Origin of the sequence: Microbacterium sp. MEJ108Y, from assembly GCF_000834175.1 — a bacterium.
Lineage (GTDB): Bacteria > Actinomycetota > Actinomycetes > Actinomycetales > Microbacteriaceae > Microbacterium > Microbacterium forte.
Genome location: NZ_JXQX01000007.1, coordinates 117,060 through 143,567 on the forward strand (window position 1 = coordinate 117,060; position 26,508 = coordinate 143,567).

Here is a 26,508-nt window from a genome sequence, read left to right on the forward strand (position 1 = left end):
GGCGGGCTCTTTCGCGTGCGCAGGTACCCACGCGACACGTCGGGCAGGCGCGACAGCGCTCGTGCGACGTCGCGCGGAGTACAGATGTCAGCGACGGTGCCGCGCCGCCGCGATGACGCTCACTCGCCGAACGGCTGACGTGTCGCGATGACGGTGAGCATGCGCTCCAGCGCGAAGATCGGGTCGCGCGCCGCGCCTTTGACCTCGGCATCGGCGCGCGCCGTCGCCTGGATGGCCATGCCGAGTGATCGCTCGTTCCACCCGGCGAGGTCGCGCCGCGCGCGGTCGACCTGCCAGTCCTTCATGCCGAGCCGCTGGGCGAGCTGACGGCTGGGTTCGCGGTTGCCGGCGACGCGTGCCATCGTACGCAGCTTCATCGCGAAGGCGGCGACCATCGGCACCGGGTCGGCGCCAGATGCGAGCGCATGGCGCAGCGCGACCAGGGCTTCGCCGTAGCGTCCGGCGATCGCCGTGTCGGCGACGACGAAGGCCGACACCTCGACGCGCCCGCCGTAGTACTTCGTGACGACGTCCTCAGTGATGTCGCCCTCGACGTCGACGATCAATTGCTGGCATGCCGCCGCAAGCTCAGTGAGGTCATCGGCGAACGCCGAGACCAGGGCCCGCAGCGCGGGCGGTGCGATCCGCTTCTTGGCCGCCTTGAACTCCCCTGCGGCGAAGTCGACGCGATCGCTGTCGCGCTTGACCGCGGGGCACGGGATCTCGATGCCGTCGCCCGTGCCGGCGCGCACAGCGTCGAGCAGCTTCTTGCCTCGAACGCTCGCGCCCGTGTGCCGGAGGATGACCGTCGCTCCCTCCTGGGGGTGATCCAGGTAGGAGACAGCCTCCTGCAGGAAGGCATCCGAGCACTTCTCGACACCCGACACGCGCACGAGACGGGGCTCGCCGAAGAGCGACGGCGACGTCAACGAGAGGAGGGTGCCGGGCGCGTAGTCGTCAGCGCGGACATCGGTCACCTCGAGCGCAGGGTCTTCGGTGCGGAGGTAGTCGCGGACCCCGGCGATCGCACGTTCTGCGCAGACCTCTTCGGGGCCGAACACGAGCACCACGGGAGCGGGGCGCGGCTCGCGCCAGGAGACCTGCGCGATCTTGGCTGCCTTCGCTCCGCCGCGGGAGGGGGTACGAGAAGCAGCCATGCCTCAAGACTACCGGGGGCCGCAGACGTCGCCCTCGTGGTCAGGGCGGCTGCCTTTCCGTCCAGAGCTGGAGCTCGTCCCCGTCGAGACCGACGAGGAGTCGGCCCTGCTGATCGGTGCGCAGCACGCGCGCTCCCGCCGCCTCGAGCGACGCGAGCGACTCTGCGCGCGGATGCCCGTAGTCGTTGTCGATGCCGGCGCTGAACAGGGCGACGACCGGACGCAGGTCTTGATAGAGCGCGAAGTCCTGGTCGGCGCTGCCGTGGTGCGCCACCTTGACCACGGCGTAGCTGCCCCTGAGATGCGCAGTGCGCGCCAGCATCCGCTGAGCCTCTGCCGAAAGGTCACCGAGGAAGAGAGCCCGCGGCACACCGCCGCCTTCGACCTCGAGGACCACGCTCTGATCGTTTCCTGGCGGGAACACCTCGGATCCGCGCTGCGGCCACAGCACCTGCCACGATGCGGTGCCCAGCTCGCCCTGCGTCCCCGCCGTCGCGAGGGTGACCGCCGCGCCGCCGTCAGCCAACCGCTGCAGCATCCGCTCATCGCCGCTCTCCCCCGGTGGTCCGTGCAGCACCGCCCCGACTCTCCCCTGCACGGCGTCGACGCCGCCCACGTGATCGAGGTCGAAGTGTGTGAGGACGAGCAGGTCGATGTGCTCGATGCCGAGACTGCGCAGGCACGCTGCCAGGGGTTCGGGCTCCGGGCCCGTGTCGATCAGCGCGATCCGGCTGTCCGACCTGACGAGCAGCGCATCACCCTGGCCGACGTCGCAGGCGGCGATCGACCAGCCATCCGGGCTGGTGGCGCTGGCGAGCGGCCCATTCAGGGCGACGTGGGCGCCGCCCAGAGCGAGCATCACTGCGATGACGGATGCTGAAGCGCCTCTGACGAGCGGGACAGTGCGGTATGCGCCGGTCAGAATCACCCCGACCGCCGCGCTCACGATGCTGACGAGCGCTGCACTCGCTATGCCGGGAACCACCGCGACCTGCGCGTACGGAAGTCGCGCGGTGATGCCTGCCGTGTGCGCGATCCAGGCGGCCGGCAACCACGCGGAGGCGGCCAGAAGATCTGCGAGCAGCGGCAGCGGTGCCGCGAGGCATGCGAGCAGACCGATGATCGTGGCGATGGGTGCTGCGGGCGCGGCCAGCAGGTTGGCCGCCAGACCGACGAGCGACTGCTGCTCGGCGAACAGGGCGATGACGGGACCGCACACCAGCTGCGCTGCCGTCGGCACGGCGATCGCGAGAGCGAGAGGCTGCGGCATCCACCGTGCGAACCCTCGGGTGAGCGACGGCGAGAGCATGATCAGCGCCCCCGATGCGGCAACCGACAGTGCGAACCCCGCAGTGGAGGCCAGCCACGGGTCGGCGATGAGGATGCCGCTCGCGCTGAGCGCCAGCATTCCGGCCCCCGCGCTCGGCCGACCGAGCATCAATGACAGCATCGCGACGCCGGCCATGACCGCCGCCCTGATCACGCTGGGTTCCGGTGTCACGAGCACGACGAATCCCGCGAGCGCGATGGCGGCTGCGATGACCCGGGTCGCACGTCCGGCCCCGCACAGCGCGGCCAGCCAGAAGACGGCCCCGACGACGATCGCGCAGTTCGCTCCGGAGACCGCCGTCAAATGACTCAGCCCGCTCGTGCGCATGTCGTCGTTCAGCTCGGTCGAGACCGCCCGGGTGTCGCCCACGGCGAGTCCCGGCAGCAGGCCTGCTCCCGGTTCAGGGAGACGTGTGGACCGCTCGATGAAGGCGCTCCGGGCATCGGCCGCCACCGCGAACGCGCCCGACGCCGCAACCTCGACCGACGCGGTGCTCGCGAACACCACGAGCGCCGCCCTCTCCCCCGGATACGTCGCCGCTGCCTCACCCTTCACCCGAATCGTCGCACCGAGATCGAACCCGTCGGCCGGATCGATGCCGACCCGCACCTGCGCCGATGCCCCACGCGCCGACCCCGGTGACCCGATGCCCGTGAGCTGCACCTCCATCCACAATCGCCCGTCCCGACCCACCGATGCCGACGACGTGACCTCCCCCGTCGCCTCGACCACCCGCCCATCCCAAGACGCGGCGCTGTCGCGAGCCGGCATCGCGGTCATGACTGCGATGGAGACGGCCGCAGCGGCGGCAAGGAGCACCACGATCAGTCCTGCCCTCGACGCAGCATGTTCCCGGAGCTTCAGCACGATTCCCAGCACCACGATCGCGCCGCATCCGCTCCCCAGCGCGCACCATCCTGCCGCAGCAGGGACGAACACGCAGAGGAGCGCGACCGTCCACACAGCCACCGCGATGGGCAGCATCCGCAGATCCCGCCTCACGCGAGCACGACGTCGTGGATCACAGGGAGCATCCCTCGGCTGCTCGCCCTCGTCGCGGATGCTCCCATCAGAAGAACCTAGGATCCCCCGAAGCAACCTCGCCGACATGGACCCGAGCACTGTGCACAAGCGTCGACGACGCCGCAGTGTGCAGAAGCATCGAGCGACTCCATGGCGGCTCCTGCACGACCTCGAGGAGTGCGCGCGGCCACACTTGGTGCTAGCTGAGGGGAGGCGGCACAGCCAGCACTGCTGTCAATGTCCCAGCACGAGGATCGGGTGCGAGATCGCCATGGTTGCAGTCCCCGTGTTGCTGAACAGCTTCAGTCCCCGGCATCCATCAGGGAGCCGAGCTCGGACGGGTGAGTGAGCCGCCACCACTCGGTGGGCTGGTCGATGCTCCCCGCGATCTCCACGGGAGCGGTGACGGTATTCGGTCCGGCTGTCCAGGTGACACTGCCCACGACCGTGCCGTCGCGGTACGTGGGTGGGGTGTCGATGTCCATCGTCAGCTCGATCGGCGTGTCCGACCAGGTGAAGATCGACGCGCTTTCGGCGATGACCATCTTGGCGGCAGACCCCCAGGGCGTCGAGATCGATCCGACCTCCTGGCCCTCGGTCGCGACGGGCACCTGGTGGAAGCCGGAGCGGATGCTCTCGAGCACGGCGATCACCGTGGCGTTCACCGCTGCGTGCGATGATCCCCCGAGGACGACGCCGGTGACCGCCAGCGGATCGGCCGCGCCCACGTCGAGTGTCGCCGTGTACAGCAGGTTGTGCGTGCCCTCGCCCAGGTTCCCGGTCTTCAGACCCGTGATCCCCGCGGTGCCGAGGAGATCGTTGGTGTTGTGCAGCGGACCGGCGCCGGGGATCGAGACCGACGATGTCGCGACGATCTTCGCGATCGCCGGATGCGCGGCAGCGAGCTTCGCGATGGCCAGCAGGTCGGCGGGCGTGCTCGTGTTGCGTGGACTGATGCCCGTGGGCTCCGCGACCGTCGTTCCAGAGAGTCCGTGCGCTGCGAGCCAGTCGCGCGTCGCGGCGAGGAACGCGTTCTGCGAGCCGAAGATCTGCGATGACAGCGCCTCGGCGTAGTTGCTCGCCGAGGGGATGAGCATGACGGCCAGGGCATCGTGCAGCGACATCGAGGTGCCGGTGGGCATCGGAGCGATGGTCGCTCCCTGCACGTAGTACACGTCGTAGAGATCGTGGTCTGCCTTGCCGAACGTGATGGAGGGCCCTGCGTCATCCGCCGAGGTGAGCGGCGCCGCGTCGAGGATGACCAGGGCGGTGATGAGCTTGGTGATGCTCGCGATCGGAAGCGGTTCGCCCGTCCCTGTCGCCGACCAGGTCCCGCTTGCCCCCTCGCCCAGATAGGCATCGGCGCCGGCGATGCTGATCGCCGATGCCGCGGCCGTATGCGTGGCGATGGCAGCAGCCTCCCCGACCGGGACCTGCGGTGCGCGAGTGGTCACCGCCGGCGGATTCACCGGCGCAGTGAGTGCCCACCCGACGTAGCCTCCGGTCACGGCCAGCAGCGCGACGAGGCAGACAGCGGTGATGATGAGCCCTCGTCGTGTGCGTCTTCTGCGCACCGCCGGGTCGATCCGATCGCCGCTGAACTCCTGCTCGTGCGCCATGAGCTCCGCGAAATCGGACAGCCCATCCACCGGCTGCTCGGGTGCCGTCATCGAGTGACCCTCATCGCGCCCCACCTGTCGCTCGCAATCTTCAGAAGATCTCATCCTCTCGCACGTCCCCAGCCTCCGGTATCGGCCGTTCGGGGGACAGATGTGCGGAAGACGCCGAATCACGCTGCCCGCCTGGGCGTCCCCGTACGCTGGTGCCATGGAGCGGACGCTGGATCGAATCGACGGCGATGGGCGCGCGGCGATACGCCGGGGCGCGGCGATCGGCCGGGGTCCGGCGACGATCCGCCGAGGGAAGGAAGTCGCGAATGCATGATGTGATCGTGATCGGCGCAGGACTCGCGGGGCTCCGATGCGCCGGGCTGCTCTCCACACGGCGACTCGATGTCGTCGTCCTCGACGCCGCGGATGCTGTGGGGGGACGCCAGCGCACCGACATCATCGACGGGTTCCGGCTGGATCGCGGCTTCCAGGTGCTCAATCCGGCCTACCCGGCGCTCCGCCGCAGCGTCGATCTCGACGCGCTCGCGCTGGGGACCTTCCCGGTCGGTGTGGGGGTGCGAACCGCGGATGGGATGGCCGAGCTGCGGCATCCGTTGCGGCACCCGCTGTCGATCGGCACGTCGTTGCGCAGCGGCCTGGTGAACGGTCGGGATGCCGTCGCGCTGGCACGCTGGGCCGCGCCGGCTCTGGTGCGTCCGCTCTCTCGGCTCGCCCGGAACGATGTCAGGGTGCGCGAGGGCTGGGATGCCGTGGGGCTCCGCGGCCCGCTCCGCACCGCCGTGCTCGAGCCGTTCCTCGCCGGGGTCCTGGCGGAGAGCCAGTTCGAGACGTCGAACGCGTTCGCCCGGCTGCTCGTGCGGTACTTCGCGCTCGGCCGCCCTGGCCTGCCCGCACAAGGGATAGCTGCGGTCCCGGAGCAGCTCGCCGCCCGCGCACGCACGGCGGGCGCCGACATCCGTCTGGATTCCCGTGCGGAGCGGATATCGGCGCGCGGCGATGGCGTCCGGGTCGCACTGGCCGACGGCGACTCCGTCGGAGCCGCTCGGGTGGTCGTCGCGGTCGGTCCCGACGACGTCGCCGGTCTCACCGGACTTCTCGCTCCCGTCACGAACGGCCTGCAGACATGGTGGTTCGCCGCCGCCGAACCACCGACCGGGTCCGCGTTGCTCACCGTCGATGGACGCCGAGACCGCGGCCCCGTCGTCAACACCGTCGTGATGACGCACACAGTGCCCTCGTACGCGCCGGCCGGACGCCACCTCATCGCCGCGACATGCCTGCTGCCACGCGGCGGCGATCCGGCCGAAGAGCACGAAGTCCGCCGCCACCTGAGTGAGATCTGGGGTGCAGACACCAGCACATGGGAGTTGATACGGCGCGACGACATCGAAGACGCGCTCCCGGCCCAACCGGCACCCCTCGGAGCAGCGCGACCGCCGCGCTACGCCGAGCGCCTGTACGTCGCAGGGGACCATCGAGACACCGCGTCGATTCAAGGCGCCCTCGCGTCTGGCGAGCGTGCCGCGCGTGCGGTGCTGTCTGACGCGGGGTATTCGGGGAGCACCGCTGCGCTTCACGGCTGACGTGCGATGACGTCACAGCTCGCGGTCACGGCCGACGAGGCGTCAGCAGCGATCGGTAACCTCCGGTGACGGACACGCCGACGCCCAACGGCATACCCGCTCTGAAGAACTGCGTGCATGTCAGCAGGCCGAGCGTCAAGAGCGCCGCTCCGCCACCCAACGTCAGTGCTGTGCCTCCGGCGCTGGTGAGCTGCCACGGCAGGGGCGCCAGACCGAGCAGGAGGACACCCAGCGCGACGAGCCATACATCGAGCCGCCAGTAGAACGAGAAGCTCCACCAGAACGCCGAGGACGAGTCGGGAACACCGAATCGCCGCACCACGGCGAGGAACCAGAGCTTCTTGAACAGCGATCCCACAACCGCTCCGGTCATCAGCGCGGCAAGGCCTCCGTAGACGCCGATGAGGAACACGGCATCCGATTCCGCGTCGAGGATCATCGCGTCCTGCCTCGCATCCGCGTGCCGGACCAGCAGAGAGAGCACCCAGGGCATCGCGATCAGCCACGCGACGAACGGCGGGAGGATCCACGCGGCGTGGACGACGACAGGGAGCGGTCGGAAGACGGCGACATTGGTGACCTCGTTCTTGATCATCGTCCCGCGACGAAGGAGCTCGCCCAGGAACGTGAGGATTCCTCCGATGAAGAATGCGATGAACGGCGGAGCAGGATCTCGACGACAGTGGGGTACTCGTCCACGAAAGGCAGATTCATGCGTCCGGGCTCATCGATCGCGTAGGGGATGCTGTAGACGGCCGCCATGACGAGGCCGAGCGCGATCGAGAGCACCCCGGCGCAGAGAAGCACCCACCACCAGCGACGCGGGATCAGCTCGACCGACTCCGCATCCATCGGGGAGGCGATCCCCCCGGAGGACTTCCTCGCGGATGCCTTCTTCTTCGTCCCGTTCTTCGCAGCCATGATGACTCCCCCTCCGGCTGCTCAGTCTGTCACTCCCACGTGCGACGACGACGACGGGACGATCGAGCTGTGCGGCAGCCCGACCAGCTCCGGGGGCGATCCCTCGCGCGTCACACGCGCACCCCGTCACGGATGCCGGCGAGCAGCTTCTCTCCGATGCCCGGCACGGCGAGCAGATCATCGACCGAGGCGAACCGCCCGTTCTCCTCTCGCCACGCGATGATGCGCTCCGCCAGCGCAGGACCGATACGCGGCAGAGTCTCGAGCGCTGCCTGATCAGCCGTGTTGAGATCGACTCGGTCATCGCCAGGCGTGGATCCTCCTGTGTCTGCAGCAGCTGCTCCGACCACCGGCACGATGATCTGCTCGCCGTCCGAGAGCACGCGGGCGAGATTGATCGCGGCAAGGTCGGCGTCTTCGGTCGTTCCCCCGGCAGCAGCCACCGCGTCGACCAACCGCGCATCGAGGTCGAGGACGTAGAGCCCAGGATTCGCGACGGCTCCGAGCACATGGACGTACAGCTCGCCCGATGAGCCTGCGGTCCTCTCACCTCCGCTCGACAGCGGCACGGACTCCGTGGGTGCGGCCTGGCCCCGCATCAACCCGAGCCCGACTGCGGCCGAGAGCACGACGAGCGCAAGCACGATCGCTGCGCCGACGCCCAGCCTCAGCCGTCGCGGGGGTGTCGACGCAGACGGGGACTCGGGCATCCGACAACGCTAAGGGGCCCGCAGAGGGAGGAAAGACGTCCGGCCGCCCATCGGGGAGAACCCCCGCGGGCGGCCGGATGTGCAGAGCGGATGAGTCGGCGGTGATGAACCGCGGGATCAGCCCTTGACGACGATGCTGACGATCTTCGGAGCGCGCACGACGACCTTGATGATCTCGCGGTCGCCGATCGAACGGATGACCCGCTCATCGGCGCGAGCCAGTGCTTCGAGCTCGGCCTCGCCGATGCGCGCCGGCACCTCGAGCTGGGCGCGGACCTTGCCGCCCACCTGCACGACAGCGGTCACCGTGTCTTCGACGAGGAGAGCCGGGTCGGCGGACCGCCACGTGACGAGACCGACGGAGGGCTCGTGACCGAGGATCTCCCAGATCTCCTCCGCGGTGTGCGGGGCGATCAGGTCGAGCATCACCGCGACCGTCTCGGCGGCTTCGCGGACAGCCGGATCAGCCGCACCTGCAGCGCCGTCGATGGTCTTGCGGGTGATGTTGACCAGCTCCATCAGACGCGCGACGAGGACGTTGAACTTCGTCTGCTCGACGAGGGCCGGAGCATCGGCGAGCAGCTTGTGCGTCGCACGGCGCAGCGCCGAGTCGCCTCCGGCGAACACCACGTCGACCGGGGACGACACCTCGCGGGCGATCCGCAGCGCACGCGCCAGGAACTTCTGGGCGCCCGTGGTCGAGACGTCTGCCCAGTCCTTGTCATCTTCGACCGGGCCGGCGAACGCGAGGCCGACACGCAGTGCATCGGCACCGTAGGCGTCGAGCTCCTCTTCGAAGAGCACCAGGTTGCCCTTGCTCTTCGACATCTTCGCGCCGTCGAGCAGGACCATGCCCTGGTTGATCAGGTTCGAGAAGGGCTCGGTGAAGTCGATCAGCCCCATGTCGAACAGCACCTTGGTGATGAAGCGCGCGTAGAGCAGGTGCAGAATGGCGTGCTCGACGCCGCCGATGTACGAGTCGACCGGCGACCAGCGGGCGGCCTGAGCCGGATCGAATGCCACGGTGTCGCTGTTCGGCGAGAGGAAGCGCAGGAAGTACCACGAGCTGTCGACGAACGTGTCCATCGTGTCGGGGTCGCGCAGCACGGGGTCGCCGCTGGCGGCGTCCACCGTGCGCACCCAGCTCTCGGCCGCGCCGAGAGGCGAGGATCCCTTGGGCTTCAGGTCGAGTCCCTCGACGCTGGGCAGCTTCACCGGCAGCTGGTCTTCAGGCACGGGGATGATCCGGCCGTCCTCGGCGTGCAGCATCGGGATCGGCGTTCCCCAGAAGCGCTGGCGAGAGATCAGCCAGTCGCGCAGCCGGTAGTTCTTCGCCGCACGCCCCGTTCCGGAGGCCTCGAGCTGCTCGATCGCGCGGGCGATCGCGTTGCGCTTCGACAGACCGTTGAGGGGGCCGGAGTTGATCATCCGTCCCTCGCCGGTCAGAGCGATGCCCGTGGTCGCGGGGTTCTGCTCGTCGAGTGCCGCGCCGGTGTCGATCGGCACGCCCTCCTCGTCGACCTCGATGACCGGCATTGCGCCGGTGATGGGAGCCGTCGTGTCGACGACGACCTTGACCGGCAGGTCGAAGGCACGCGCGAAGTCGAGGTCGCGCTGGTCGTGCGCAGGCACGGCCATCACTGCTCCGTGCCCGTAGTCGGCCAGCACGTAGTCGGCCGCCCAGACCGGCAGCTTCTCGCCGCTGACAGGGTTGATCGCGTACCGCTCGAGGAAGACGCCGGTCTTCGGGCGATCCGTCGCCTGACGGTCGACATCTGTGGTCTTCTGCACATCGGCCAGATACTTCTGGAAGCGCTCGCGCACCTCGACAGGAGCATCCGCCGCCAGCTCGGACGCCAGGTCGGAGTCGGGAGCGACCACGAAGAAGGTCGCGCCGTGCAGGGTGTCAGGCCGCGTCGAGAACACCGTGACCGGCTCCTCGCGTCCCTCGATACGGAAATCGACGTCGGCGCCGATCGAGCGGCCGATCCAGTTGCGCTGCATCTGCAGCACCTTGTGCGGCCAGAAGCCCTCGAGCTGGTTCAGGTCGTCGAGCAGACGGTCGGCGTAGTCCGTGATCTTGAAGTACCACTGCGTCAGCTTCTTCTTCACGACCTCGGCGCCGCAGCGGTCGCAGCGCCCGTCGACGACCTGCTCGTTCGCGAGCACCGTCTGGTCGTTCGGGCACCAGTTGACGGCGCTCTTCTTGCGATAGGCCAGGCCACGCTCGTGCAGCTTCAGGAACAGCCACTGGTTCCAGCGGTAGTACTCGGGGTCAGAGGTGTGCAGCACGCGCGACCAGTCGAACGAGACGCCGTAGTTCTGGAACGCCTGCTTCTGCTGGGCGATGTTCTGGTACGTCCACTCGCGCGGGTCGGCTCCCTGGCGGATCGCCGCGTTCTCGGCCGGCAGACCGAAGGAGTCCCAGCCGATCGGGTTGAGCACGTTGTGCCCGCGGTGGCGCCAGAACCGGGCCACGATGTCGGAGTAGAGGTAGTTCTCGGCGTGACCCATGTGCAGGTCGCCCGAGGGGTACGGGAACATCGCCAGCACGTAGCGGCGGGGCCGCTTGTCGTCATCGCCGCCGGTGAGGAACGTCTCGTTCTCCGCCCAGTACTTCTGCCACTTGGCCTGGATAGCGTGCGCCGAGGAGGTCTCCTCGTCGACGGGAGAGGTGGACAGGTTCTCAGACAACGAACGCACGACCAATCTGAAGGGAAAAGGGGATCAGTTCAGGATATCGGAAGCCCAGGCCGCAGGCATTTCCGCTCCCAGCGCCGAGAGGGGTGCGCGCGCCTTCGTCGCGACCTCTGCGACCTCGGATGCGGCGACCGATCGCCACGTGATCCCGCCGCCCGCACCGACGACCGCCTCTGCACCGTCAAGGACGATGCTGCGGATGACCATCGCGAGATCGAGTGCCCCGTCATCGCCGATATACCCGAAGCATCCGGCATACACACCCCGCGGCGCGCCCTCCAGGTCGTGCAGACGCGTCATCGCCGAGAGCTTCGGCGCGCCTGTCATGCTGCCGGCAGGAAAGGATGCCTCGAGGAGGGCACTCGCCGTCGTGCCTGCGGCCGCGGTGCCGCTGACAGTGCTGACGAGCTGATGCACCGCCGGATAGGTCTCGACCGCCCACAGCGCGTCGACACGGATCGACCCCGGTTCGCAGACCCTCGACAGGTCGTTGCGCATCAGATCGACGATCATGACGTTCTCGGCGCGCTCCTTCGCATCGACGGCGAGCTCGGACGCGAGTGCGGCGTCGTGCGCGTCATCGCGGCCACGGGGTCGCGTCCCCTTGATCGGACGCGTGCGGATGACTCCGTCTTCCGCATGGAGGAACTGCTCTGGGCTGGCACTGAGCAGCGAGCGACCGCCGATGCGGATGAAACCGCCGTGATGCGCCGGGGTGGCCGCGCGGAGTCGTCGATAGACCGCGACGCCGTCGTGCACCCCGGGGACGGTGAAGCGCGTGGTCAGGCACAGCTGGTAGGCGATTCCCGCCCGGATCAGCTCGCGGCAGCGCTCGATGAGTGCGGCGTACTCGGTCGGAGTGTGCCGCGCCTCGACGTGCCTCGACGCGCCATCATGCAGGGCCGGTTCGCCGTCGAGTGCCGTCATCGCCGCGGCGTACGTCACGAAGACGCCCCACTCCTCGAGATCCGTCTCGGCCGCGGCCACCCAGACGTCACCGGTCGCATGGTCGAACGCGGCCAGCCGGGAGATCCGCAGCCAGGCCCCGCCCGGCACGTCGGCCGCCTCCGAGACGGGGGCTCCCGCTGCTCGGGCGCCGCTCTCGTAATCGCACCACCCGACCCACCCTCCCCGCAGCAGCGGGCCCGCGTCGGAAGCAGCAGTGCCGACGTCCAGTCGGACGTCCCCGGGGAATGACGACGCAAGGCCGGTTCCGATGAAGCTCCATCCTTCGGACGCATCGGCCCCGGCGTCGAGCCAGAACACGTCTGCGCACTCACGCTCGAGCGCGAGGAAGAGCGCTTCGGGCGCCACCCGGTCGCCGAGGACGCGGGCGCTCAGAGGTTCGGGCACGTTCTCAGCCTAGGCCGCGGCGAGTCCCGTATTCTCAAGGAGTGGACGAGTTCGTGCCGTGGCTGATCGACTTCATGCGGTCCATCGACCCGGTCGCCCGCACGCTCGTCGCGGGGCTCGCCGTGATGCTCGAGACCAGCGTTCTGATCGGTCTCGTCTTCCCCGGCGACACGGTCGTGCTCGTCGCATCCATCGGCATCACCAGCCTCCCTCAGGCCGTGGCGATGGTCGTCTCCGTCGTGCTCGGCGCGTTGATCGGCGAGAGCATCGGTTTCTGGCTGGGGCGATGGATCGGCCCCCACATCCGCGCCTCCTGGGTCGGTCGTCGGGTCGGTGAGGAGAACTGGGTGCGCGCCGAGCGGTACCTCGCGCGCCGCGGGGGCATCGCGATCTTCCTCTCGCGCTTCCTGCCCGTGCTGCATTCTCTCGTGCCCCTGACAGTGGGCATGAGTCACTATTCGTACCGCCGGTTCCTCGCGTGGACGGCGCCCGCCTGCCTGCTCTGGGCGACGGCCTACGTGAGCATCACGTCGCTCGCCGCCGGCAGCTTCGATGAGCTCGCCGACCGGGTGCACTACGCGGGGTACATCTTCGTCGGCATCATCGCGCTCTTCCTCATCGCTGTATTCGTCGGCAAGAAGGTGATCTCGCGCCTCGAGTCGCGTCACCTCGACATCTCCGACACGAAGGACTCGACCGACGTGAAAGACTGAAGCAATGGCTTCGTCACCTCCGGCGCCCCGGATCCACTGGTTCGCGCGCCTCGAACACCGCCTCCACGTGTGGCGCGAGGGACGAGCGCGCCGTCGCGGTCGTACCGCGACCATCCTCCCCTTCCCCGGTTACGGCGGGCCCGGGTGGGTACGAGTCGTCGGACGCGTGCTCATCGTCCCGCCCGCGCGGAGCACGAAAGACGGCGAGCCGGCGAGCGTCCGCGGCTGGCGGAGCTTCGTCGGCATCCCGGTGAGCTTCGCGAAGGTCGCCGTGCAGATCGGCGACTCGACGCACTACGTCGTCGCTGACCGAGGCGGGGTGATCGACTCGGTCGTGCACGCCGACCTCGAGCCCGGGTGGCAGACGTTCACGTTCTCCGTCGAGGGACAGGATCCGGTCGAGACGACCGCGTTCATCGTCGCCGAGTCGACGCACTTCGGCGTGGTCTCCGACGTCGACGACACCGTGATGGTGACGGCTCTCCCCCGTCCGTTCATCGCCGCCTGGAACTCGTTCGTCGTCGACGAGCACGCGCGCATCCCCGTCCCGGGTATGGCCGTGCTTCTCGATCAGGTGCTGCGCGAGTACCCGGGCGCCCCGATGGTCTACCTGTCGACCGGCGCCTGGAATGTGGCCCCCACGCTCCGGCGCTTCCTCGGGCGCCACCTCTTCCCTGCAGGCTCCATGCTCCTCACCGACTGGGGTCCCACGCACGACCGTTGGTTCCGCAGCGGCCGAGAGCACAAGCTCACCAACCTGCGTCGCCTGGCCACCGAGTTCCCGCACGTGAAGTGGCTGCTGATCGGCGACGACGGCCAGCACGACGAGTCCATCTATTCGGAGTTCATGGACGAGCACCCCGATTCGATCGCCGGCGTCGCCATCCGTCGACTGCTGCCGGCCGAGGCGGTTCTCGCGGGTGGACGCGCCGGTCACGAGCAGCATGCCGAAGGCGTCGCCCCGTGGGTCAGCGCCGAAGACGGCGCGGGACTCCGTGACCTGCTCGGCAAAGCCGGCATCCTCCGCTGACATGATCACGTCGCTTCCGCGGACCGACTGGCTGGAGCGTGAGCGAGCGCACCAGGCGAGAGCCGACGCGCTCACGGCAGAGCACAGGGAGCGGGCTGCCCGAGGCGAGAAGCACCCGGTGTGGGACTTCCTCTTCACCTATTACAGCTACAAGCCTGCGCAGCTGCGTCGGTGGCACCCGGGCGCCGGGATCGAGCTGGAGCAGGCCCCCGAGCGGCTGACGTGGCGCTGGTACTCCCCCGGCAGGACCGAAGACGGTGCGATCGCGGATGCCGCCGTGTTCGCGCGCGAGAAGGCGGACCTCGCCGATCTGGTAGAGCGGATGCTGCGCCGCACCGCCTCGCGCCCCGGTCAGTTCGGATGCTTCGGGCTGCACGAGTGGGCGATGGTCTACCGTGCCGACGAACACAGGCATCCGGTGCCCTTGCGTCTCGGACAGGCGGGCACCGATCTCGTCGTCGAGAGTCACGACCTCAGGTGCACGCATTTCGATGCCTTTCGGTTCTTCACGCCCGAAGCGGTGCCGCGCAACCGCACAGAGCTGACCCGCGACGACCAGCCTCTGTTCGAGCAGCCGGGTTGTCTGCACGCCGGCATGGACCTGTACAAATGGGCGGTCAAGCTCGGCCCTCTGGTGCCGGGCGATCTGCTGCTCGATGCGTTCGAGCTCGCGAGGGACATCCGCCTTCTCGACATGCAGGCCGCTCCCTATGATCTGGCACCGTGGGGCATCGTGCCCGTGCCGATCGAGACCGCCGAGGGCAAAGCGGACTACGTGCGTCAGCAGCGCGTCTTCGCCGAGCGAGGCACGCGTCTTCGCAGCGAACTCCTGCACGCGTGGCTCGGCTCGGGTGAGCCCGCCGCAGTCGCGAGCTGACGCGTCAGCCCACCGGCTCGCACTCCGGGCACAGCGCCCAGTCCGTCGTCGCCGACATCGACTGCAGGCGCAGCGACATCACCCGTGTCGCCGCCTCGGCGAGGCGATCGGCGGGGAGCGAGCCTGCATCGACCGCCGCAGTGAGCCCCTGCACGATCTGGCCGGCGGTGTCGGGCGTGGAGCCCGCGATCATGAGCACGAGATCGGTTCCGGCGACGACCGCCGACACCGCGTTGCGCACCGGGTCGGAGTACTCCGGAATCCCCGAGGACTGCAGCATTCCGAGGTCGTCTGTCACGATCACTCCGTCGAAGCCCAGCTCCTCCCGGGCGATCTCGTGCCAGCGCGCCGAGAGGGACGCAGGGGCCGGATCCACCGACGTGTAGGCAAGGTGACCGAACATGAGCAGTGAGGCACCGGCGTCCACACCGGCGACGAACGGCACCGCATCGATCGCACGCCATTCGTCAAGGGTCTCACCGGTCGTCGGGATCGCCTGATGGGAGTCGCCCGGCGCCGCACCGTGACCGGGGAAGTGCTTCAGCGTGGATGCGATGACCTGCTCCTGCGCCTCCGTGGCGGCCACGACCCGCTCTGCGGCAGTCTGAGGATCGGTTCCGAGTGCGCGACCGTAGATGAACGAGGTCGAATCGGCCGTGATGTCTGCGACCGTGCCGAAGTTCACGGTGATCCCGGCCTTCGCCACCAGCGCGGCCCGTGCGGAGAAGGCCGCCTCTGCGTCCGCGAACGGCTGCGACTTGAGACCGGTCGAGGCCGGGAACACGTCGCTGCCGAGGCGCGACACGATCCCGCCCTCCTGATCGATCGCGACGAGCGGCGGCAGTGCAGGATCGACGGTGAGAGCGGCCGTGAGAGCTCGCAGCTCGTCATCCGTCGCGGGGATGTTCGCTCCCATCAGGATGAATCCGCCGAGGCCCTGCTGCATGTACGCGTGGAGGGCTGCGGCATCCGTCGTAGGAATGTGCCCCATCACGATGCTCGCCGCCTGTTCGGCCGTCGTCATCTCCGAGACGAGGGCCGCTGCGTGGTCAATCGTCCCCGAAGAGGAGGCAGCCGACCGGACGTCGCCGACACGTACTGTGTCGTGCGTCGATGCGGACGCGGGTGCGGATGCCAGAGCCAGGCCGGCGATCACCGCCGCTCCGACCGCCCCGAAGCGACGCCGCCGCATGGCCTCAGGCGCTGAGGGCGTCGACGATGGGCACCGCCGTGTCGTCCGTGCCGTTTCCGAATCTGATGGTGCGGCCGAAGGTCGACGGGTTGCCGACGACCTCGGCGATCACGGCTGCCACATCGGCGCGGGCGACCTCTCCCTTGCCCTCGGGATCGAGGACGACGCGACCCGTGGGCTCGTCGAACGTGAGCGTGCCGGGGCCGAGGATCGTGCCGTCGAGGTCTGTCGATCGCAGGTGCTCGTCTGCCGCCCACTTCGCATCGGCGTAGGCGAAGAAGCCGTCGCTCTCGGGCACTCCGTGGTCGGCCTTGGAGCCGAGCCAGGAGACCATGACATAGCGCTTCACACCGGCAGCCTCGGCGGCATCCATGGTGCGGATCGCGGCGTCGCGGTCGACGGCGTAGGTGCGCTCAGGAGAGCCGCCACCGGCCCCCGCCGACCAGACCACGGCGTCGTGTCCGCGGATGATCTCCGCCAGCGCATCGGTGTCGAGGGTCTCGACGTCCGCGACGAGCGCGTGCGCCCCCGTCGCTTCGACCTCTGAGACATGGTCGGGATTGCGGATGACCGAGGTCACCTCGTCGCCGCGGGCGACGAGGATCGGGGCGAGGAGGAGTGCGATGCGGCCGTGGCCGCCGAAGACGATGATTCGCGACATGTCTTCACCCTACGCGCCTGCGCCGACGTCGGCTCGGGCATGCGCTCAGCGCGGCCCCTGCGAGCTGTCGATGACGAACGCCTGAGGGTGCCCGGGAAGATACCGGACGACGACCGGCTCGCCGGAGGGCAGGTACGCGTCGCGATCAGGATAGACCGCAGGAGTGAAGAAGTTGCTCTCGATCGTGTACTCGATGCCCGAGGAGGTCGTGAAGGTGACCCAGTCGCCATCGATGGTCCCGGTGGTCGGCTGACCGTGCCCATGGATGTACGCACGCGTGATGGGGACGCCGGTGAGGCTCAGGATGCCGATCACGAGGTTCGCGACCATCACGAACGCGAGGATCCGGAACACGATCCGCAGGGCCGTGCCGCCTGCCCTCCCCCGCGCCGCGTTCTCACCGTGCAGCAGCCCCTCACGCTCGCGGAGGCGTCGGAGCGCGACGCCGGGCGCTGCACCGGGTGCGGACACCGCGAACAGTCCGAGGATCGAGAACCCGGCGATGAACACCATCGCGTATCCGTGCGAGGCCGGGAAGTTGATCAGCCAGATCAGAGTGTCGAGAACGTTCATCGTCCGGCCTCCTTCTCGATCGTCACGGCCACGGTGTGCGGATCCTCGCGTCGATAGAAGGCCCAGATCGGCGCGCCGACCTGGAATCGCGAGATCGCCTCGGGAAAGGCGAACACCGTCGTATCGGCCTCCCAGGTCGCGGCGCCCTCCGGAGCCATGAGCACCTTGAGCGCCAGCTCGCTCTGCCCCTCGAGGCGGCGTCCGGTGGGGCGCACCTCGAGCACGGATGCCGGCACCTGCGTGCCACTCGTTCGCGCTCTCACCAGACGAGGGTCGATCAGACCCCGTTCGATCCGCCACTGCAGCATCGCGTCTCGCACCGCGGGGTCGGTGATGTCGGCGAGCTCGACCGTGTCCTGATCGCTGAGGCTGTATCGGACCGGGATCGGCTGCCCGACCTGCAGGGCCCCGATCTCGCTGTGATCGACCAGCATCCGCAGCTGCCCGACGAAGTCCTCGCCCACTCCTGGAGTGACTCGGATGAACAGGTCGTACTGGGGCACATCGTTCACCGTCAGACCGGTTCTGGAGATCTCGACGAGGCGGCCCACGCCGATCTGCGACTCGCCCCTCACCTTCCGGCGGCGACCGAAGCCCGACATCGTGCCTCCGAAGGTGAGGAGCAGTCCCCATGCGACCCCGATGAAGATCGGCCCTCCGAGGGTGTCCTCTCCCGAGAACGGGAGGATCGACTCCCGCTGGTTCACACCGAAGAGACCCTCTCCGGTCCAGATGACGAGCCAGGCCGACAGCAGCAGCCAGACGACCAGGAGCACGATGCGGATCATGCCCTCAGCGTAGCGACGGGGTGTCGCTCGATCACGCGCCCGGGAGACGGTCCCGTCCCGGCCGTTCTACGAGGTGCGCAGGGATTCCCTCGCCAGCGCGCGTTGCACGCCCTTCGCCGCCGAGCGCCCCGCCCGGTTCGCACCGATCGTGCTCGCCGATGGGCCGTAGCCGACGAGTTGGACCCGCGGATCCTGCACCGCCGTCGTGCCGCGGCCTCCACGGTCGAGTTGGATGCCGCCGGCCGCACTGCTCAGATGCAGCGGGGCGAGGTGCGCGATGGCGGGTCGGAATCCTGTCGCCCACAGGATCACGTCGACGCGCTCGAACGAGCCGTCGGCCCAGCGGACGCCGTCCGGTTCGATGCGAGCGAACATCGGACGGCGTGCGGCGTACGCCCCGAGACGCTCGGCCTCGCGCTCCTGCGGTCGCAGCATGAGTCCGGTCACGCTCACGACGCTCTGCGGAGGCAGCCCCTGTGCGACTCGCTGTTCGACGAGAGCGACCGCCGCTGCCCCGGCCTCGGGAGTGAAGTCATCGGCGCGCCACACCGGCTCGCGACGCGTGACCCAGAGCGTGTCGGTGAGGGGTGCGAGGGCTCCGAGGAACTGGACGGCCGACGCACCGCCGCCCACGACCAGGACCCGCTTGCCCACGAAGTGCTCCGGTCCCGGATAGTCGACCGTGTGCAGCTGCTCGCCGAGGAACGTCTCCATGCCCGGGTAGTGCGGCAGGAACGGATGCGTCCAGGTGCCGGTGGCGTTGACGAGGGTGCGGGTGCGCCATTGCCGGTCGCCGGCATGGACCACCAGGAACCCGTCGTCGTCGATCACCCGGTCGACGCGGACAGGTCGGATCACCGGTAGACCGTGAGCATGCTCGTAGGCGGCGAAATATGCCGGGACGGCGACGTTGGCGCGTTGTCCGTCACGCGGAGGAGGTGACTCCCCCGGCAGCTCGGCCACTCCGTGCACGTCGCGCATCGTCAACGCATCCCACCGGTGTCGCCACGCGCCCCCTGGCTCGGAATCCGAGTCGAGCACGACGTGGGAGATGCCCAGACGGGTCAAATGGAAGGAGGCCGACAGACCGGCCTGACCGGCGCCGATCACGACGCTGTCCAGGATGCTCACGCTGGTGACAACACCCGCGATCGCGCCGTTGTTCCGCAGGCCTCAGAGTGCGATCTGGTAGTGGGTGTACCCCGTGTGCGTCGCCACGCTGTCGTAGAGCGCGCGAGCCGTCATGTTGGTCTCCTGAGTCAGCCAGTAGACCTTCTCGCATCCGTGCTCCGCGGCCCAGCCCCGCACGTGCGCGATCAGCAGCCGCCCCGTTCCGGAGCCTCGCGATGCCGTATCGACATAGAGATCCTCGAGGTAACAGTAGGCAGATCTGCTCCACGTCGCCGGGTGGGTGAGCCAGTGCACGATGCCGATAGCGCGTCCGGCGTCGTCGCGGGCGACGGCGCCGTGCAGCTCCCCATCCTCGACGAGCCGCCGGAACGTGTCAGCCGTGATCTCGTCCGAGAGCTGGGTGCCGTAGAACGTCAGATATCCGCGCCACAGACCCGACCATTCGTCGAAGTCCGCCTGTGTGATCGCGTTGATCGTCGTCATGCCGTCGAGCCTAACGCGACGCGCCCGGGAGGCCCTCGTCGATTGGTGTTGCGCGCGATCCGTGTAGTACTCTGTTCAAGTTGCTTCGAGCACTGAGGAAGCAGTTCTGGGCCTGTGGCGCAGCTGGTAGCGCACCTGCATGGCATGCAGGGGGTCGGGGGTTCGAGTCCCCCCAGGTCCACATACAGAAGGCCCCGCGAGAGATCGCGGGGCCTTCTTTTCGTCTGCCCCTGCTCAGCGTCGGTGGAGGCTCGGCGAACGCGTGTCATAGACGGGTCATCACGCGGCGGAGCGCCAGGGACTTGCCATCGCCTGCTGCTCCGGATAGAAAGGCCAGGCCGTCCTCGTCAGTGAGACGGTCTTCGACGAGGTGGAGGACGCACGTGCTGGGACTGTTCCGACGACAGGGGATCATGTCGTCCCCGCCATCAGACGGCCCGCGGCCGATCGCAGAACCCGGCCTCTGGTCACGCGGTGTCGGACTCGCCGCCACCCGAAGCCTGCAGACGCTGTCGGTGCTCGCCCTGGTCGCCGTCGGCGTCCTGGTGATCACGCAGCTCTCGCTGGTGTTCATCCCGGTGACGATCGCGCTGATCCTCGCCTCGGCCATCCACCCGCTCGTCGCTCTCATGCGCCGTCGCGGGGTGCCGTCGATCCTGGCGACGTGGATCGCACTGATCGGGATCCTCGCGATTCTCGGCGGAATCGTCTGGGTGATCGTCCTGACGGTCCGCTCGCAGTGGGACGACCTCATCGACTCGGCCACCGACGGCATCACCCAGGTGACGGCCTGGCTCGACACCCTGCCGTTCAACCTCGCGTCGTTCGACCTCGATGAGGTGTGGGCCGGCGTCGGAGGCTTCCTGACGAGCGCATCGTTCGGACGCGGAGCGCTGGCCGGCGTCTCAGCCACCGCGAGCTTCTTCACCGGCCTCGCGCTGATGATCGTCGTGCTGTTCTTCTTCCTCAAGGACGGACCGCGCATCTGGGAGTTCCTGCTGCGTCCCTTCACCGGAGCCAGCTACGACCGCGCCCGCCGCATCGGCGACAAGACGGTCGATGTGTTCGGGGGCTACATCCGCGGGACCTCGATCGTCGCGGCGGCCGACGCCCTCGGCATCGGCATCGGTCTGGCGATCCTCCAGATCCCGCTCGCCCTGCCCCTCGCCGTGATCGTCTTCCTCACAGCGTTCATCCCGCTCGTCGGCGCGACCGCGGCAGGGATCCTCGCGGCACTCGTGGCACTCGTCACACACGGACCGGTGGCTGCCCTCATCGTGGTCGGCATCGTCGTGCTCGTGAACCAGCTCGAGGGCAACTTCCTGCAACCGGTCGTGATGGCTCGCTCACTCAAGCTGCACGCCCTCGTGATCCTGCTCGCTCTGACCACCGGGACGATCCTGGGTGGGATCGTGGGAGCGGTCCTCTCGGTGCCCATCGCTGCCGTCGCCTGGGGCATCATCACCGTGTGGGACGGACCGCACACGCCCGCGAAGCCGTTCCGCAAGAAGCGCCCCGAGACGGTCTGAGTCCGCCTGTGAAGGCCGGCAGCGGCGCCCGGTACTCCCCCGGGACTGCATCCGTCAACCCGCTCCCTCTCAGACGAGGAGCCGCCCTACCGTGGCCCTCACATCCCACGAGAGGAGTCGATGATGACGAACAATCCGATACCCCCGCTCGTCCCGCGGCCGGACGATGACGGAGAGATCGACGGTGTCCCCCACCGCGAAGTCGATGGGGAGCCCGTGCTCGACACGGACGCCGATGCCGACCAGGTCGACGGTGCTGCCGCCGACCGCCTGGCCGCAGAAAGACCGCTCGGCGAGGACTCCTGAGTCCCCTTGGCGCAGAAGTGCGCGGCAGGTCCCTCCCCGGGACCTGCCGCGCACTCTGTTCAGTTCGAGAGAAGGGGTGGCAGGTGCGGGATCGCGATGGGCCTCGTCGCCCGACTCGAATCCTGCACCCGAGTGACCTCTTCGAGGACTTCGGTGGCGGTGGCGTATCGCACTGCCAGAGGAAGATCACGAAGCCACACGACCTCGACCTCGGTGTCGGCGTATTCGTACACACTCGCCACCACGTGCCGCGGATCGTGCGACTCGTACCGTCGGTCGTTGATCACCCATTCCGATGGCGTGACACGATGCAATACGTATCTAGGATCTGGATCTCCGGACATGTGATTCCCTCCACGACTTTCTCCCCCACTGCACATCATCCACGGTGCCGCCCCAGGCCCACAGGGGCTTGACAGCTGCGAGAGAGACTGCAGGGAAGGGGATCAGCCGCGAGGGCGGATCGTCAGGTCGGTGAGAGCGGCGTCGTCCGGGAGGTCGAGTGCGGTGAGGATCGTCGTCGCGACCGAGTCAGCCGTGATGAAGCGCTCCGGATCGTAGTCGCGCCCCTCCTGCTGGTGCACGCGCTCCTGCATGGGCGTCGCTGTGCGACCGGGATAGATCGAGGTGACCCGCACCCCGTGCTCGGCCTCCTCGGCCCGCAGGGAGTCGGCGAGAGCCTTGAGCCCGTGCTTCGACGCGGCGTACGCCGACCAGCCTGCGTGCGCGTGAAGCCCCGCGCCGGAGTTGACGAACACCACTCGAGCACCGGAGACACGCAGCAGCGGCAGCAGCAGGCGTGTCAGCTCTGCGGGCCCCACGAGGTTCACGGCGAGCTGACGCTCCCACAGGTTCGCCGCCAGGTCGGCCACCGGCCCGAGGTCGACGACGCCCGCTGCATGGATCAGCGAGTCGATTCGTTCGGGAAGCGCCTGCTTCGACAGCGCCCATGACAGTCTTCCGGGCTGTGCCAGGTCACCGACGATCGCCGATGCGCCCGGAAGCGCCGCGGTGATCTCCTTGGCGCGCCCCGCATCACGGGCCAGCACGACGACCTGATCGCCCCGATCGAGCAGTCGGCGCGCGACGACGGAGCCGATGCCGGAACCGGCACCGGTGATCAGGTGGACGCTCATGTCAGTCGCGGTCTGCTGCAGCGGAGTCTGCGAGCTCGAACGGCACCACAGGGCAGTCCTTCCACAGGCGCTCGAGGCCGTAGTAGACCCGCTCCTCCTGGTGGAAGACGTGCACGATCAGGTCGCCGAAGTCGAGGAGCACCCAGCGGGCCTCCGCACGACCCTCACGGCGGACCCGCTTGTGGCCGGCTTCGATGAGCTTGTCCTCGATCTCATCGGCGATGGCGGCGACGTTCCGCTCGCTGTTTCCGGTGACGAGCAGGAAGATGTCGACGAGCGGAAGAGGCTCCGACACGTTGAGGGCGACGAGATCTTCACCGCCCTTCGAGACGGCGGCGTCGGCCGCGAGCTGGAGCATCTCTTCGGCGGTTTCAGGTGACTGCATTAGAACACATTCGAGTTGAAGGCGACGATCAGGGAAACGCCCAGCGCGAGCGCAAGACCACCCGCCACGATCGCGAGGATGAGCATGAGTTTGTTGCCCTTTTCGGGGGCGGGTGGGCGGATGACCTCACCGGCGGGCTTGATGGTGCTGACGGCCGCACTGGCGGCGATCGGCGTGGGCGACGATGCCGGAGGCAGCTCGCCGTCGATCAGCACGGCGTCCACATCCTTGCCGTCTGTGGTGCCGTGCGCGTGACCCTGCGAACCGAGGCCCTTGGGCAGTTCGTACGAGCCGGTCACGAGGATCTCCCCCGTGGAGGCGACCGGGCCAGACAGCGACCCGTCTCCCGGGGAGGGGTTGAAGATGAGCGTGTTCGGAGCCAGATGCTGCGATCCGGTCGAGTCACCGACGGTCAGAAGCTCGTCGAACGACGGTGAGAAGGGCTTGCGGGTCTCTGCGCCGTCGGTGAGCAGCTCCTGCCCGAAGGCGGAGTTCACCGTCGGGCGCTCCCCTTCGGCGATGTCGACGTCATCGGACTCGGCCACATCGGCCAGGACGTCGTCGTTCGCATCGGCCGGATCTGCGTCGATGCCGAGTTCGGCCACGGCCGCAGAGGTGTCGCCCGCTTCGGGAGCGGTCTGAGCGTCGTCATCCGTGGCCTCGACGGACGTCGAAGCACTGACGGGAGCGGGGAGGCCCTCGACAGCAGTGTCGTCATCGTCTTCGTCATCATCATCGGATGCAGAGGACGCGGGAGTCTCGGTCTTCGGCTCGGATGCGGGCTCGACGGGCTGCGTCTCTTCGGCCGCATTCTCGGGGGCCGATCCCTCAGGAGCATCGGACTCGTCGACAGGAACCGATCCCGTCGCGGCGCGCTCGCGCTCGCGAACCTGTCGACGTGTCAGCCCCACAGTCCCGTGGGAGGTCTCCCCCTCGGTGTCGCTCGCGCCTGACCGGGCCGGCGGGGTGGGCTCGACCGTGGTCGACTCGGGCGCCTCTGGCTTCGGCGGCACGGGTGGAGCCGCGACGGCAGCCGCAGCTGCAGCCTCCTCCACCGAGATGACCGGCGTGGAACCCGTCAGCCGGATCTCACGCAGCTGCTTTCGCGTCAGCGGACCGTGACCCTGCTGATCCGATGTACTCATGCCTTGCTCCGATACAGATGATGCTTCGCGATGTATTGAACGACTCCGTCGGGGACGAGGTACCAGACCGGCTCGTCGTCGCGGACCCGCACGCGGCAGGCCGTCGACGAGATGGACAGCGCCGGCACCTCCAGTTGGCTGACGTTGTCGCTGGGGAGGCCGTCAGTGCTCAGAACGTGTCCTGGACGCGAGACCGCGACGAAGTGGGCCAACTCCCACAGTTCATCATGGTCCCTCCAACTGAGAATTTGCGCCACGGCGTCGGCACCGGTGATGAAGAAGAGCTCTGCGTCGGGGCGCTTCTCCTTCAGGTCGCGAAGGGTGTCGATCGTATAGGTCGGCCCCTCACGGTCGATGTCCACCCTGCTCACCGTGAACTGCGGGTTGGATGCAGTGGCGATCACCGTCATCAGGTAGCGATGCTCGCTGGGGGTGACATCCGACTTCTGCCATGGGTGTCCGGTGGGGACGAAGACGACCTCGTCGAGATCGAAGGAGTGGGCGACCTCGCTCGCGGCGACCAGGTGGCCATGGTGGATGGGGTCGAAGGTGCCGCCCATCACACCGATGCGCGCAGGACGCGAGGTCGTGTCGTTCATACGGGCCTAGTGGCCGTGCCCTGCCTCGTGGCCGTCCTTGCCGTGCTTCGCCGCCCAGGCGTCGGCCTTGGCGGAGTGGCGGTTGGCGACGTTCTTGTACGACAGCGTGACCAGGCCGAGGAAGGCGAAGACGATGATGGCGATCACGCCGAAGATCAGCGTCTCGAGCTGCACATTGCCGTGGTGCTCGGTTTCGGCAGCGACCATCGCGATCTGTGCGACGAGATTCATCCTGACTCCGTTTCGTGGCTGGCGGGCATGACTCACGAAGAGCCACAGCGCCCCCTAGTCTAGCCCTCAGCCGCGCGTCTGCCCTGCCCCACGCGCCAGCCATTTCGTGCTGGTCAGCTCGGAAAGCCCCATCGGTCCTCGCGCGTGCAGCTTCTGCGTCGAGATGCCGACCTCGGCGCCGAACCCGAACTCTCCCCCGTCAGTGAACCGAGTGGACGTGTTCACCATCACGACCGCCGAGTCGACCTCGGCCAGGAATCGCTCAGCGTTGCGCGAATCGGTGGTGATGATCGACTCCGTGTGCCCGGTGCTGTAGCGACGGATGTGGTCGAGCGCATCGTCGAGGGTGTCGACGACCTTGATCGCGATGTCGAGACTGAGGTACTCCGTCGCCCAGTCGTCTTCCGTCGCCGGGATCACGTTCGAGACGAGCCCCGCCACCATGTCGTCACCGTGGATCGCGACTCCCTCGCTCTGCAGTGCGCTCGCGACGAGCGGCACGAGCCGCGGTGCGGCTTGACGGAGCACGAGCACCGTCTCGACGGCGTTGCAGACACTGGGACGCTGCACTTTCGCGTTCACCACGATGTCCTGCGCCCAGTCGTCAGGAGCGCTCTCGTCGAGCACGATGTGCACATTGCCTGCGCCTGTCTCGATCACGGGGACGGTGGCCTCGGTCACGACGGTCTCGATCAGGCCCGCGCTGCCCCGGGGCACGAGCACGTCGATGAACCCGCGTCCGTGCATCAATGCCGTGGCGCCGTCTCGACCGAAGTCGTCGACCGTCTGCACCGCTTCCGGCGTGACGCCCGCAGCCTGCAGCGCGCCGCGCATGATCTCGACGAGCACGGTGTTCGACTCTCGTGCGGCGCTGCCACCGCGCAGGACCACGGAGTTGCCCGAGCGCAGCGCGAGCGCGGCGATGTCGACGGTGACGTTCGGACGCGCCTCGTAGATCGCGCCGACCACTCCGAAGGGCACCCGCACCTGCTCCAGTGCCACGCCGTTGGGCATCCGATGCCCTCCGACGACGCGACCGACGGGGTCGGGCAGGGCCGCGACCTGGCGGACTGCCGCGGCGAGAGCGGCGACGCGCTTCTCGTCGAGGCGCAGCCGGTCGATCAGCGATTCCCCGATGCCGTCGGACCGACCTCGCTCGATGTCTCGACCGTTGGCCGCGATGATCGCGGCAGCATTCTGCTCGAGAGCCACCGCGATGGCCTCGAGAGCCCGGGCCTTGTCATCGCTGGTCAGCCTGGCCGTGGCGCGGGACGCCTCTTTGGCGAGCTCCAGGCGCGTCTGGGGGGTCTGGTCGGTCATC

At 68.4% G+C, this 26,508-nt stretch carries 26 protein-coding genes, 1 tRNA gene and 1 pseudogene; 7 read left to right on the forward strand and 21 right to left on the reverse strand.

Annotated elements, in window-relative coordinates; genetic code table 11:
* Positions 1 to 119 precede the first annotated feature (119 nt).
* The 3 genes from holA to RU09_RS03905 form a co-directional block, all read right to left on the reverse strand.
* Positions 120 to 1,157 carry a DNA polymerase III subunit delta gene (gene holA, locus RU09_RS03895; protein WP_042537674.1) on the reverse strand — a complete coding sequence of 346 codons (1,038 nt, stop codon included), beginning with the start codon at positions 1,155 to 1,157 and terminating at the stop codon, positions 120 to 122.
* A 40-nt stretch (positions 1,158 to 1,197) separates the two neighbouring features.
* Positions 1,198 to 3,471, reverse strand: a complete 2,274-nt coding sequence (locus tag RU09_RS03900; protein ID WP_052492849.1) for a ComEC/Rec2 family competence protein — start codon at positions 3,469 to 3,471, stop codon at positions 1,198 to 1,200.
* Between the two features lie 341 nt (positions 3,472 to 3,812).
* Positions 3,813 to 5,180, reverse strand: coding sequence for a D-alanyl-D-alanine carboxypeptidase family protein (locus RU09_RS03905; protein ID WP_042537675.1), 1,368 nt, complete (start codon positions 5,178 to 5,180; stop codon positions 3,813 to 3,815).
* A 266-nt stretch (positions 5,181 to 5,446) separates the two neighbouring features.
* On the opposite strand from RU09_RS03905, the gene RU09_RS03910 reads away from it, so the two are divergent.
* Complete coding sequence (locus RU09_RS03910) at positions 5,447 to 6,724, forward strand: FAD-dependent oxidoreductase (RefSeq protein WP_042537676.1); 1,278 nt, start codon at positions 5,447 to 5,449, stop codon at positions 6,722 to 6,724.
* 25 nt (positions 6,725 to 6,749) lie between these two features.
* Here the strand turns inward: RU09_RS03910 and RU09_RS03915 are convergent, their stop codons facing one another.
* The 5 genes from RU09_RS03915 to RU09_RS03935 form a co-directional block, all read right to left on the reverse strand.
* On the reverse strand, positions 6,750 to 7,319 hold the full coding sequence (locus RU09_RS03915; RefSeq protein ID WP_042537677.1) for a hypothetical protein: 570 nt from the start codon (positions 7,317 to 7,319) through the stop codon (positions 6,750 to 6,752).
* Positions 7,316 to 7,645, reverse strand: a complete 330-nt coding sequence (locus RU09_RS03920) for a hypothetical protein (RefSeq protein WP_042537678.1) — start codon at positions 7,643 to 7,645, stop codon at positions 7,316 to 7,318. The genes RU09_RS03915 and RU09_RS03920 overlap by 4 nt, the downstream gene beginning before the upstream one ends.
* Before the next feature lie 110 nt (positions 7,646 to 7,755).
* On the reverse strand, positions 7,756 to 8,355 hold the full coding sequence (locus RU09_RS03925) for a ComEA family DNA-binding protein (protein WP_042537679.1): 600 nt from the start codon (positions 8,353 to 8,355) through the stop codon (positions 7,756 to 7,758).
* Positions 8,356 to 8,472: 117 nt separating this feature from the next.
* Positions 8,473 to 11,049: a leucine--tRNA ligase gene (leuS, locus tag RU09_RS03930; protein WP_042537777.1), complete on the reverse strand. Its 2,577-nt coding sequence runs from the start codon at positions 11,047 to 11,049 to the stop codon at positions 8,473 to 8,475.
* A 33-nt stretch (positions 11,050 to 11,082) separates the two neighbouring features.
* A complete protein-coding gene (locus RU09_RS03935; RefSeq protein ID WP_052492850.1) occupies positions 11,083 to 12,408 on the reverse strand; it encodes an anthranilate synthase component I family protein in 1,326 nt (441 codons plus the stop codon).
* 41 nt (positions 12,409 to 12,449) lie between these two features.
* On the opposite strand from RU09_RS03935, the gene RU09_RS03940 reads away from it, so the two are divergent.
* From RU09_RS03940 to RU09_RS03950, 3 genes are read left to right on the forward strand one after another with little or no spacing between them, the layout of a single operon-like run.
* Positions 12,450 to 13,121 (forward strand): DedA family protein, encoded by a 672-nt coding sequence (locus tag RU09_RS03940; protein WP_042537680.1) that lies wholly within the window; start codon positions 12,450 to 12,452, stop codon positions 13,119 to 13,121.
* A 4-nt stretch (positions 13,122 to 13,125) separates the two neighbouring features.
* Complete coding sequence (locus tag RU09_RS03945; protein ID WP_042537681.1) at positions 13,126 to 14,151, forward strand: App1 family protein; 1,026 nt, start codon at positions 13,126 to 13,128, stop codon at positions 14,149 to 14,151.
* A 1-nt stretch (position 14,152) separates the two neighbouring features.
* Positions 14,153 to 15,028 (forward strand): hypothetical protein, encoded by an 876-nt coding sequence (locus RU09_RS03950; RefSeq protein ID WP_042537683.1) that lies wholly within the window; start codon positions 14,153 to 14,155, stop codon positions 15,026 to 15,028.
* Between the two features lie 4 nt (positions 15,029 to 15,032).
* On the opposite strand, the gene RU09_RS03955 is transcribed toward RU09_RS03950, so the two are convergent.
* From RU09_RS03955 to RU09_RS03980, 6 genes and pseudogenes are all read right to left on the reverse strand, one after another.
* Entirely contained in the window at positions 15,033 to 16,052 is a 1,020-nt protein-coding gene (locus tag RU09_RS03955; protein ID WP_082041031.1) for a glycoside hydrolase family 3 N-terminal domain-containing protein, read from the reverse strand.
* A 172-nt stretch (positions 16,053 to 16,224) separates the two neighbouring features.
* Positions 16,225 to 16,881: an SDR family oxidoreductase gene (locus RU09_RS03960; protein WP_042537688.1), complete on the reverse strand. Its 657-nt coding sequence runs from the start codon at positions 16,879 to 16,881 to the stop codon at positions 16,225 to 16,227.
* 45 nt (positions 16,882 to 16,926) lie between these two features.
* Positions 16,927 to 17,454 carry a hypothetical protein gene (locus tag RU09_RS03965; protein ID WP_042537690.1) on the reverse strand — a complete coding sequence of 176 codons (528 nt, stop codon included), beginning with the start codon at positions 17,452 to 17,454 and terminating at the stop codon, positions 16,927 to 16,929.
* Complete coding sequence (locus tag RU09_RS03970) at positions 17,451 to 18,242, reverse strand: hypothetical protein (protein ID WP_042537692.1); 792 nt, start codon at positions 18,240 to 18,242, stop codon at positions 17,451 to 17,453. Before RU09_RS03970 ends, RU09_RS03965 begins: the two co-directional genes overlap by 4 nt.
* Positions 18,243 to 18,308: 66 nt before the next feature.
* Positions 18,309 to 19,373, reverse strand: coding sequence for an NAD(P)-binding domain-containing protein (locus RU09_RS03975; protein WP_042537694.1), 1,065 nt, complete (start codon positions 19,371 to 19,373; stop codon positions 18,309 to 18,311).
* Positions 19,374 to 19,415: 42 nt separating this feature from the next.
* A pseudogene (locus tag RU09_RS03980) lies at positions 19,416 to 19,871 on the reverse strand (GNAT family N-acetyltransferase); the annotation flags it as partial.
* 93 nt (positions 19,872 to 19,964) lie between these two features.
* Between RU09_RS03980 and RU09_RS03985 the strand changes: the two are divergent.
* The 3 genes from RU09_RS03985 to RU09_RS03995 all read left to right on the forward strand — a co-directional run bounded on the left by RU09_RS03985 (position 19,965) and on the right by RU09_RS03995 (position 21,691).
* Positions 19,965 to 20,037, forward strand: a tRNA-Ala gene (locus tag RU09_RS03985).
* A 232-nt stretch (positions 20,038 to 20,269) separates the two neighbouring features.
* Positions 20,270 to 21,385, forward strand: coding sequence for an AI-2E family transporter (locus RU09_RS03990; RefSeq protein ID WP_042537782.1), 1,116 nt, complete (start codon positions 20,270 to 20,272; stop codon positions 21,383 to 21,385).
* A gap of 123 nt (positions 21,386 to 21,508) precedes the next feature.
* Positions 21,509 to 21,691 (forward strand): hypothetical protein, encoded by a 183-nt coding sequence (locus tag RU09_RS03995; protein ID WP_042537784.1) that lies wholly within the window; start codon positions 21,509 to 21,511, stop codon positions 21,689 to 21,691.
* Between the two features lie 59 nt (positions 21,692 to 21,750).
* Here the strand turns inward: RU09_RS03995 and RU09_RS04000 are convergent, their stop codons facing one another.
* From RU09_RS04000 to RU09_RS04030, 7 genes are all read right to left on the reverse strand, one after another.
* Positions 21,751 to 21,936: a hypothetical protein gene (locus RU09_RS04000; protein WP_228385526.1), complete on the reverse strand. Its 186-nt coding sequence runs from the start codon at positions 21,934 to 21,936 to the stop codon at positions 21,751 to 21,753.
* Positions 21,937 to 22,137: 201 nt separating this feature from the next.
* On the reverse strand, positions 22,138 to 22,827 hold the full coding sequence (locus RU09_RS04005) for an SDR family oxidoreductase (RefSeq protein WP_042537702.1): 690 nt from the start codon (positions 22,825 to 22,827) through the stop codon (positions 22,138 to 22,140).
* A gap of 1 nt (position 22,828) precedes the next feature.
* On the reverse strand, positions 22,829 to 23,212 hold the full coding sequence (gene rsfS, locus RU09_RS04010) for a ribosome silencing factor (RefSeq protein ID WP_042537705.1): 384 nt from the start codon (positions 23,210 to 23,212) through the stop codon (positions 22,829 to 22,831).
* Positions 23,212 to 24,357: a hypothetical protein gene (locus RU09_RS04015; RefSeq protein WP_042537706.1), complete on the reverse strand. Its 1,146-nt coding sequence runs from the start codon at positions 24,355 to 24,357 to the stop codon at positions 23,212 to 23,214. The genes rsfS and RU09_RS04015 overlap by 1 nt, the downstream gene beginning before the upstream one ends.
* Entirely contained in the window at positions 24,354 to 24,956 is a 603-nt protein-coding gene (nadD, locus tag RU09_RS04020; protein WP_042537707.1) for a nicotinate-nucleotide adenylyltransferase, read from the reverse strand. The genes RU09_RS04015 and nadD overlap by 4 nt, the downstream gene beginning before the upstream one ends.
* A 6-nt stretch (positions 24,957 to 24,962) precedes the next feature.
* Positions 24,963 to 25,187, reverse strand: a complete 225-nt coding sequence (locus tag RU09_RS04025) for a hypothetical protein (protein WP_042537709.1) — start codon at positions 25,185 to 25,187, stop codon at positions 24,963 to 24,965.
* A gap of 66 nt (positions 25,188 to 25,253) precedes the next feature.
* Positions 25,254 to 26,507: a glutamate-5-semialdehyde dehydrogenase gene (locus RU09_RS04030; protein ID WP_042537711.1), complete on the reverse strand. Its 1,254-nt coding sequence runs from the start codon at positions 26,505 to 26,507 to the stop codon at positions 25,254 to 25,256.
* Between the last annotated feature and the right edge of the window lies 1 nt (position 26,508).

What these genes read in the sequence shown, in the direction of transcription:
- holA (WP_042537674.1), bottom strand. Translation starts at nt 1,157, where the DNA reads ATGGCTGCTTCTCGTACCCCCTCCCGCGGCGGAGCGAAGGCAGCCAAG.
- RU09_RS03900 (WP_052492849.1), bottom strand. Translation starts at nt 3,471, where the DNA reads ATGCTGCCCATCGCGGTGGCTGTGTGGACGGTCGCGCTCCTCTGCGTG.
- RU09_RS03905 (WP_042537675.1), bottom strand. Translation starts at nt 5,180, where the DNA reads ATGACGGCACCCGAGCAGCCGGTGGATGGGCTGTCCGATTTCGCGGAG.
- RU09_RS03910 (WP_042537676.1), top strand. Translation starts at nt 5,447, where the DNA reads ATGCATGATGTGATCGTGATCGGCGCAGGACTCGCGGGGCTCCGATGC.
- RU09_RS03915 (WP_042537677.1), bottom strand. Translation starts at nt 7,319, where the DNA reads ATGATCAAGAACGAGGTCACCAATGTCGCCGTCTTCCGACCGCTCCCT.
- RU09_RS03920 (WP_042537678.1), bottom strand. Translation starts at nt 7,645, where the DNA reads ATGGCTGCGAAGAACGGGACGAAGAAGAAGGCATCCGCGAGGAAGTCC.
- RU09_RS03925 (WP_042537679.1), bottom strand. Translation starts at nt 8,355, where the DNA reads ATGCCCGAGTCCCCGTCTGCGTCGACACCCCCGCGACGGCTGAGGCTG.
- RU09_RS03945 (WP_042537681.1), top strand. Translation starts at nt 13,126, where the DNA reads ATGGCTTCGTCACCTCCGGCGCCCCGGATCCACTGGTTCGCGCGCCTC.
- RU09_RS03950 (WP_042537683.1), top strand. Translation starts at nt 14,153, where the DNA reads ATGATCACGTCGCTTCCGCGGACCGACTGGCTGGAGCGTGAGCGAGCG.
- RU09_RS03955 (WP_082041031.1), bottom strand. Translation starts at nt 16,052, where the DNA reads ATGACGACGGCCGAACAGGCGGCGAGCATCGTGATGGGGCACATTCCT.
- RU09_RS03960 (WP_042537688.1), bottom strand. Translation starts at nt 16,881, where the DNA reads ATGTCGCGAATCATCGTCTTCGGCGGCCACGGCCGCATCGCACTCCTC.
- RU09_RS03965 (WP_042537690.1), bottom strand. Translation starts at nt 17,454, where the DNA reads ATGAACGTTCTCGACACTCTGATCTGGCTGATCAACTTCCCGGCCTCG.
- RU09_RS03970 (WP_042537692.1), bottom strand. Translation starts at nt 18,242, where the DNA reads ATGATCCGCATCGTGCTCCTGGTCGTCTGGCTGCTGCTGTCGGCCTGG.
- RU09_RS03990 (WP_042537782.1), top strand. Translation starts at nt 20,270, where the DNA reads ATGTCGTCCCCGCCATCAGACGGCCCGCGGCCGATCGCAGAACCCGGC.
- RU09_RS03995 (WP_042537784.1), top strand. Translation starts at nt 21,509, where the DNA reads ATGACGAACAATCCGATACCCCCGCTCGTCCCGCGGCCGGACGATGAC.
- RU09_RS04005 (WP_042537702.1), bottom strand. Translation starts at nt 22,827, where the DNA reads ATGAGCGTCCACCTGATCACCGGTGCCGGTTCCGGCATCGGCTCCGTC.
- rsfS (WP_042537705.1), bottom strand. Translation starts at nt 23,212, where the DNA reads ATGCAGTCACCTGAAACCGCCGAAGAGATGCTCCAGCTCGCGGCCGAC.
- RU09_RS04015 (WP_042537706.1), bottom strand. Translation starts at nt 24,357, where the DNA reads ATGAGTACATCGGATCAGCAGGGTCACGGTCCGCTGACGCGAAAGCAG.
- nadD (WP_042537707.1), bottom strand. Translation starts at nt 24,956, where the DNA reads ATGAACGACACGACCTCGCGTCCTGCGCGCATCGGTGTGATGGGCGGC.
- RU09_RS04025 (WP_042537709.1), bottom strand. Translation starts at nt 25,187, where the DNA reads ATGAATCTCGTCGCACAGATCGCGATGGTCGCTGCCGAAACCGAGCAC.
- RU09_RS04030 (WP_042537711.1), bottom strand. Translation starts at nt 26,507, where the DNA reads ATGACCGACCAGACCCCCCAGACGCGCCTGGAGCTCGCCAAAGAGGCG.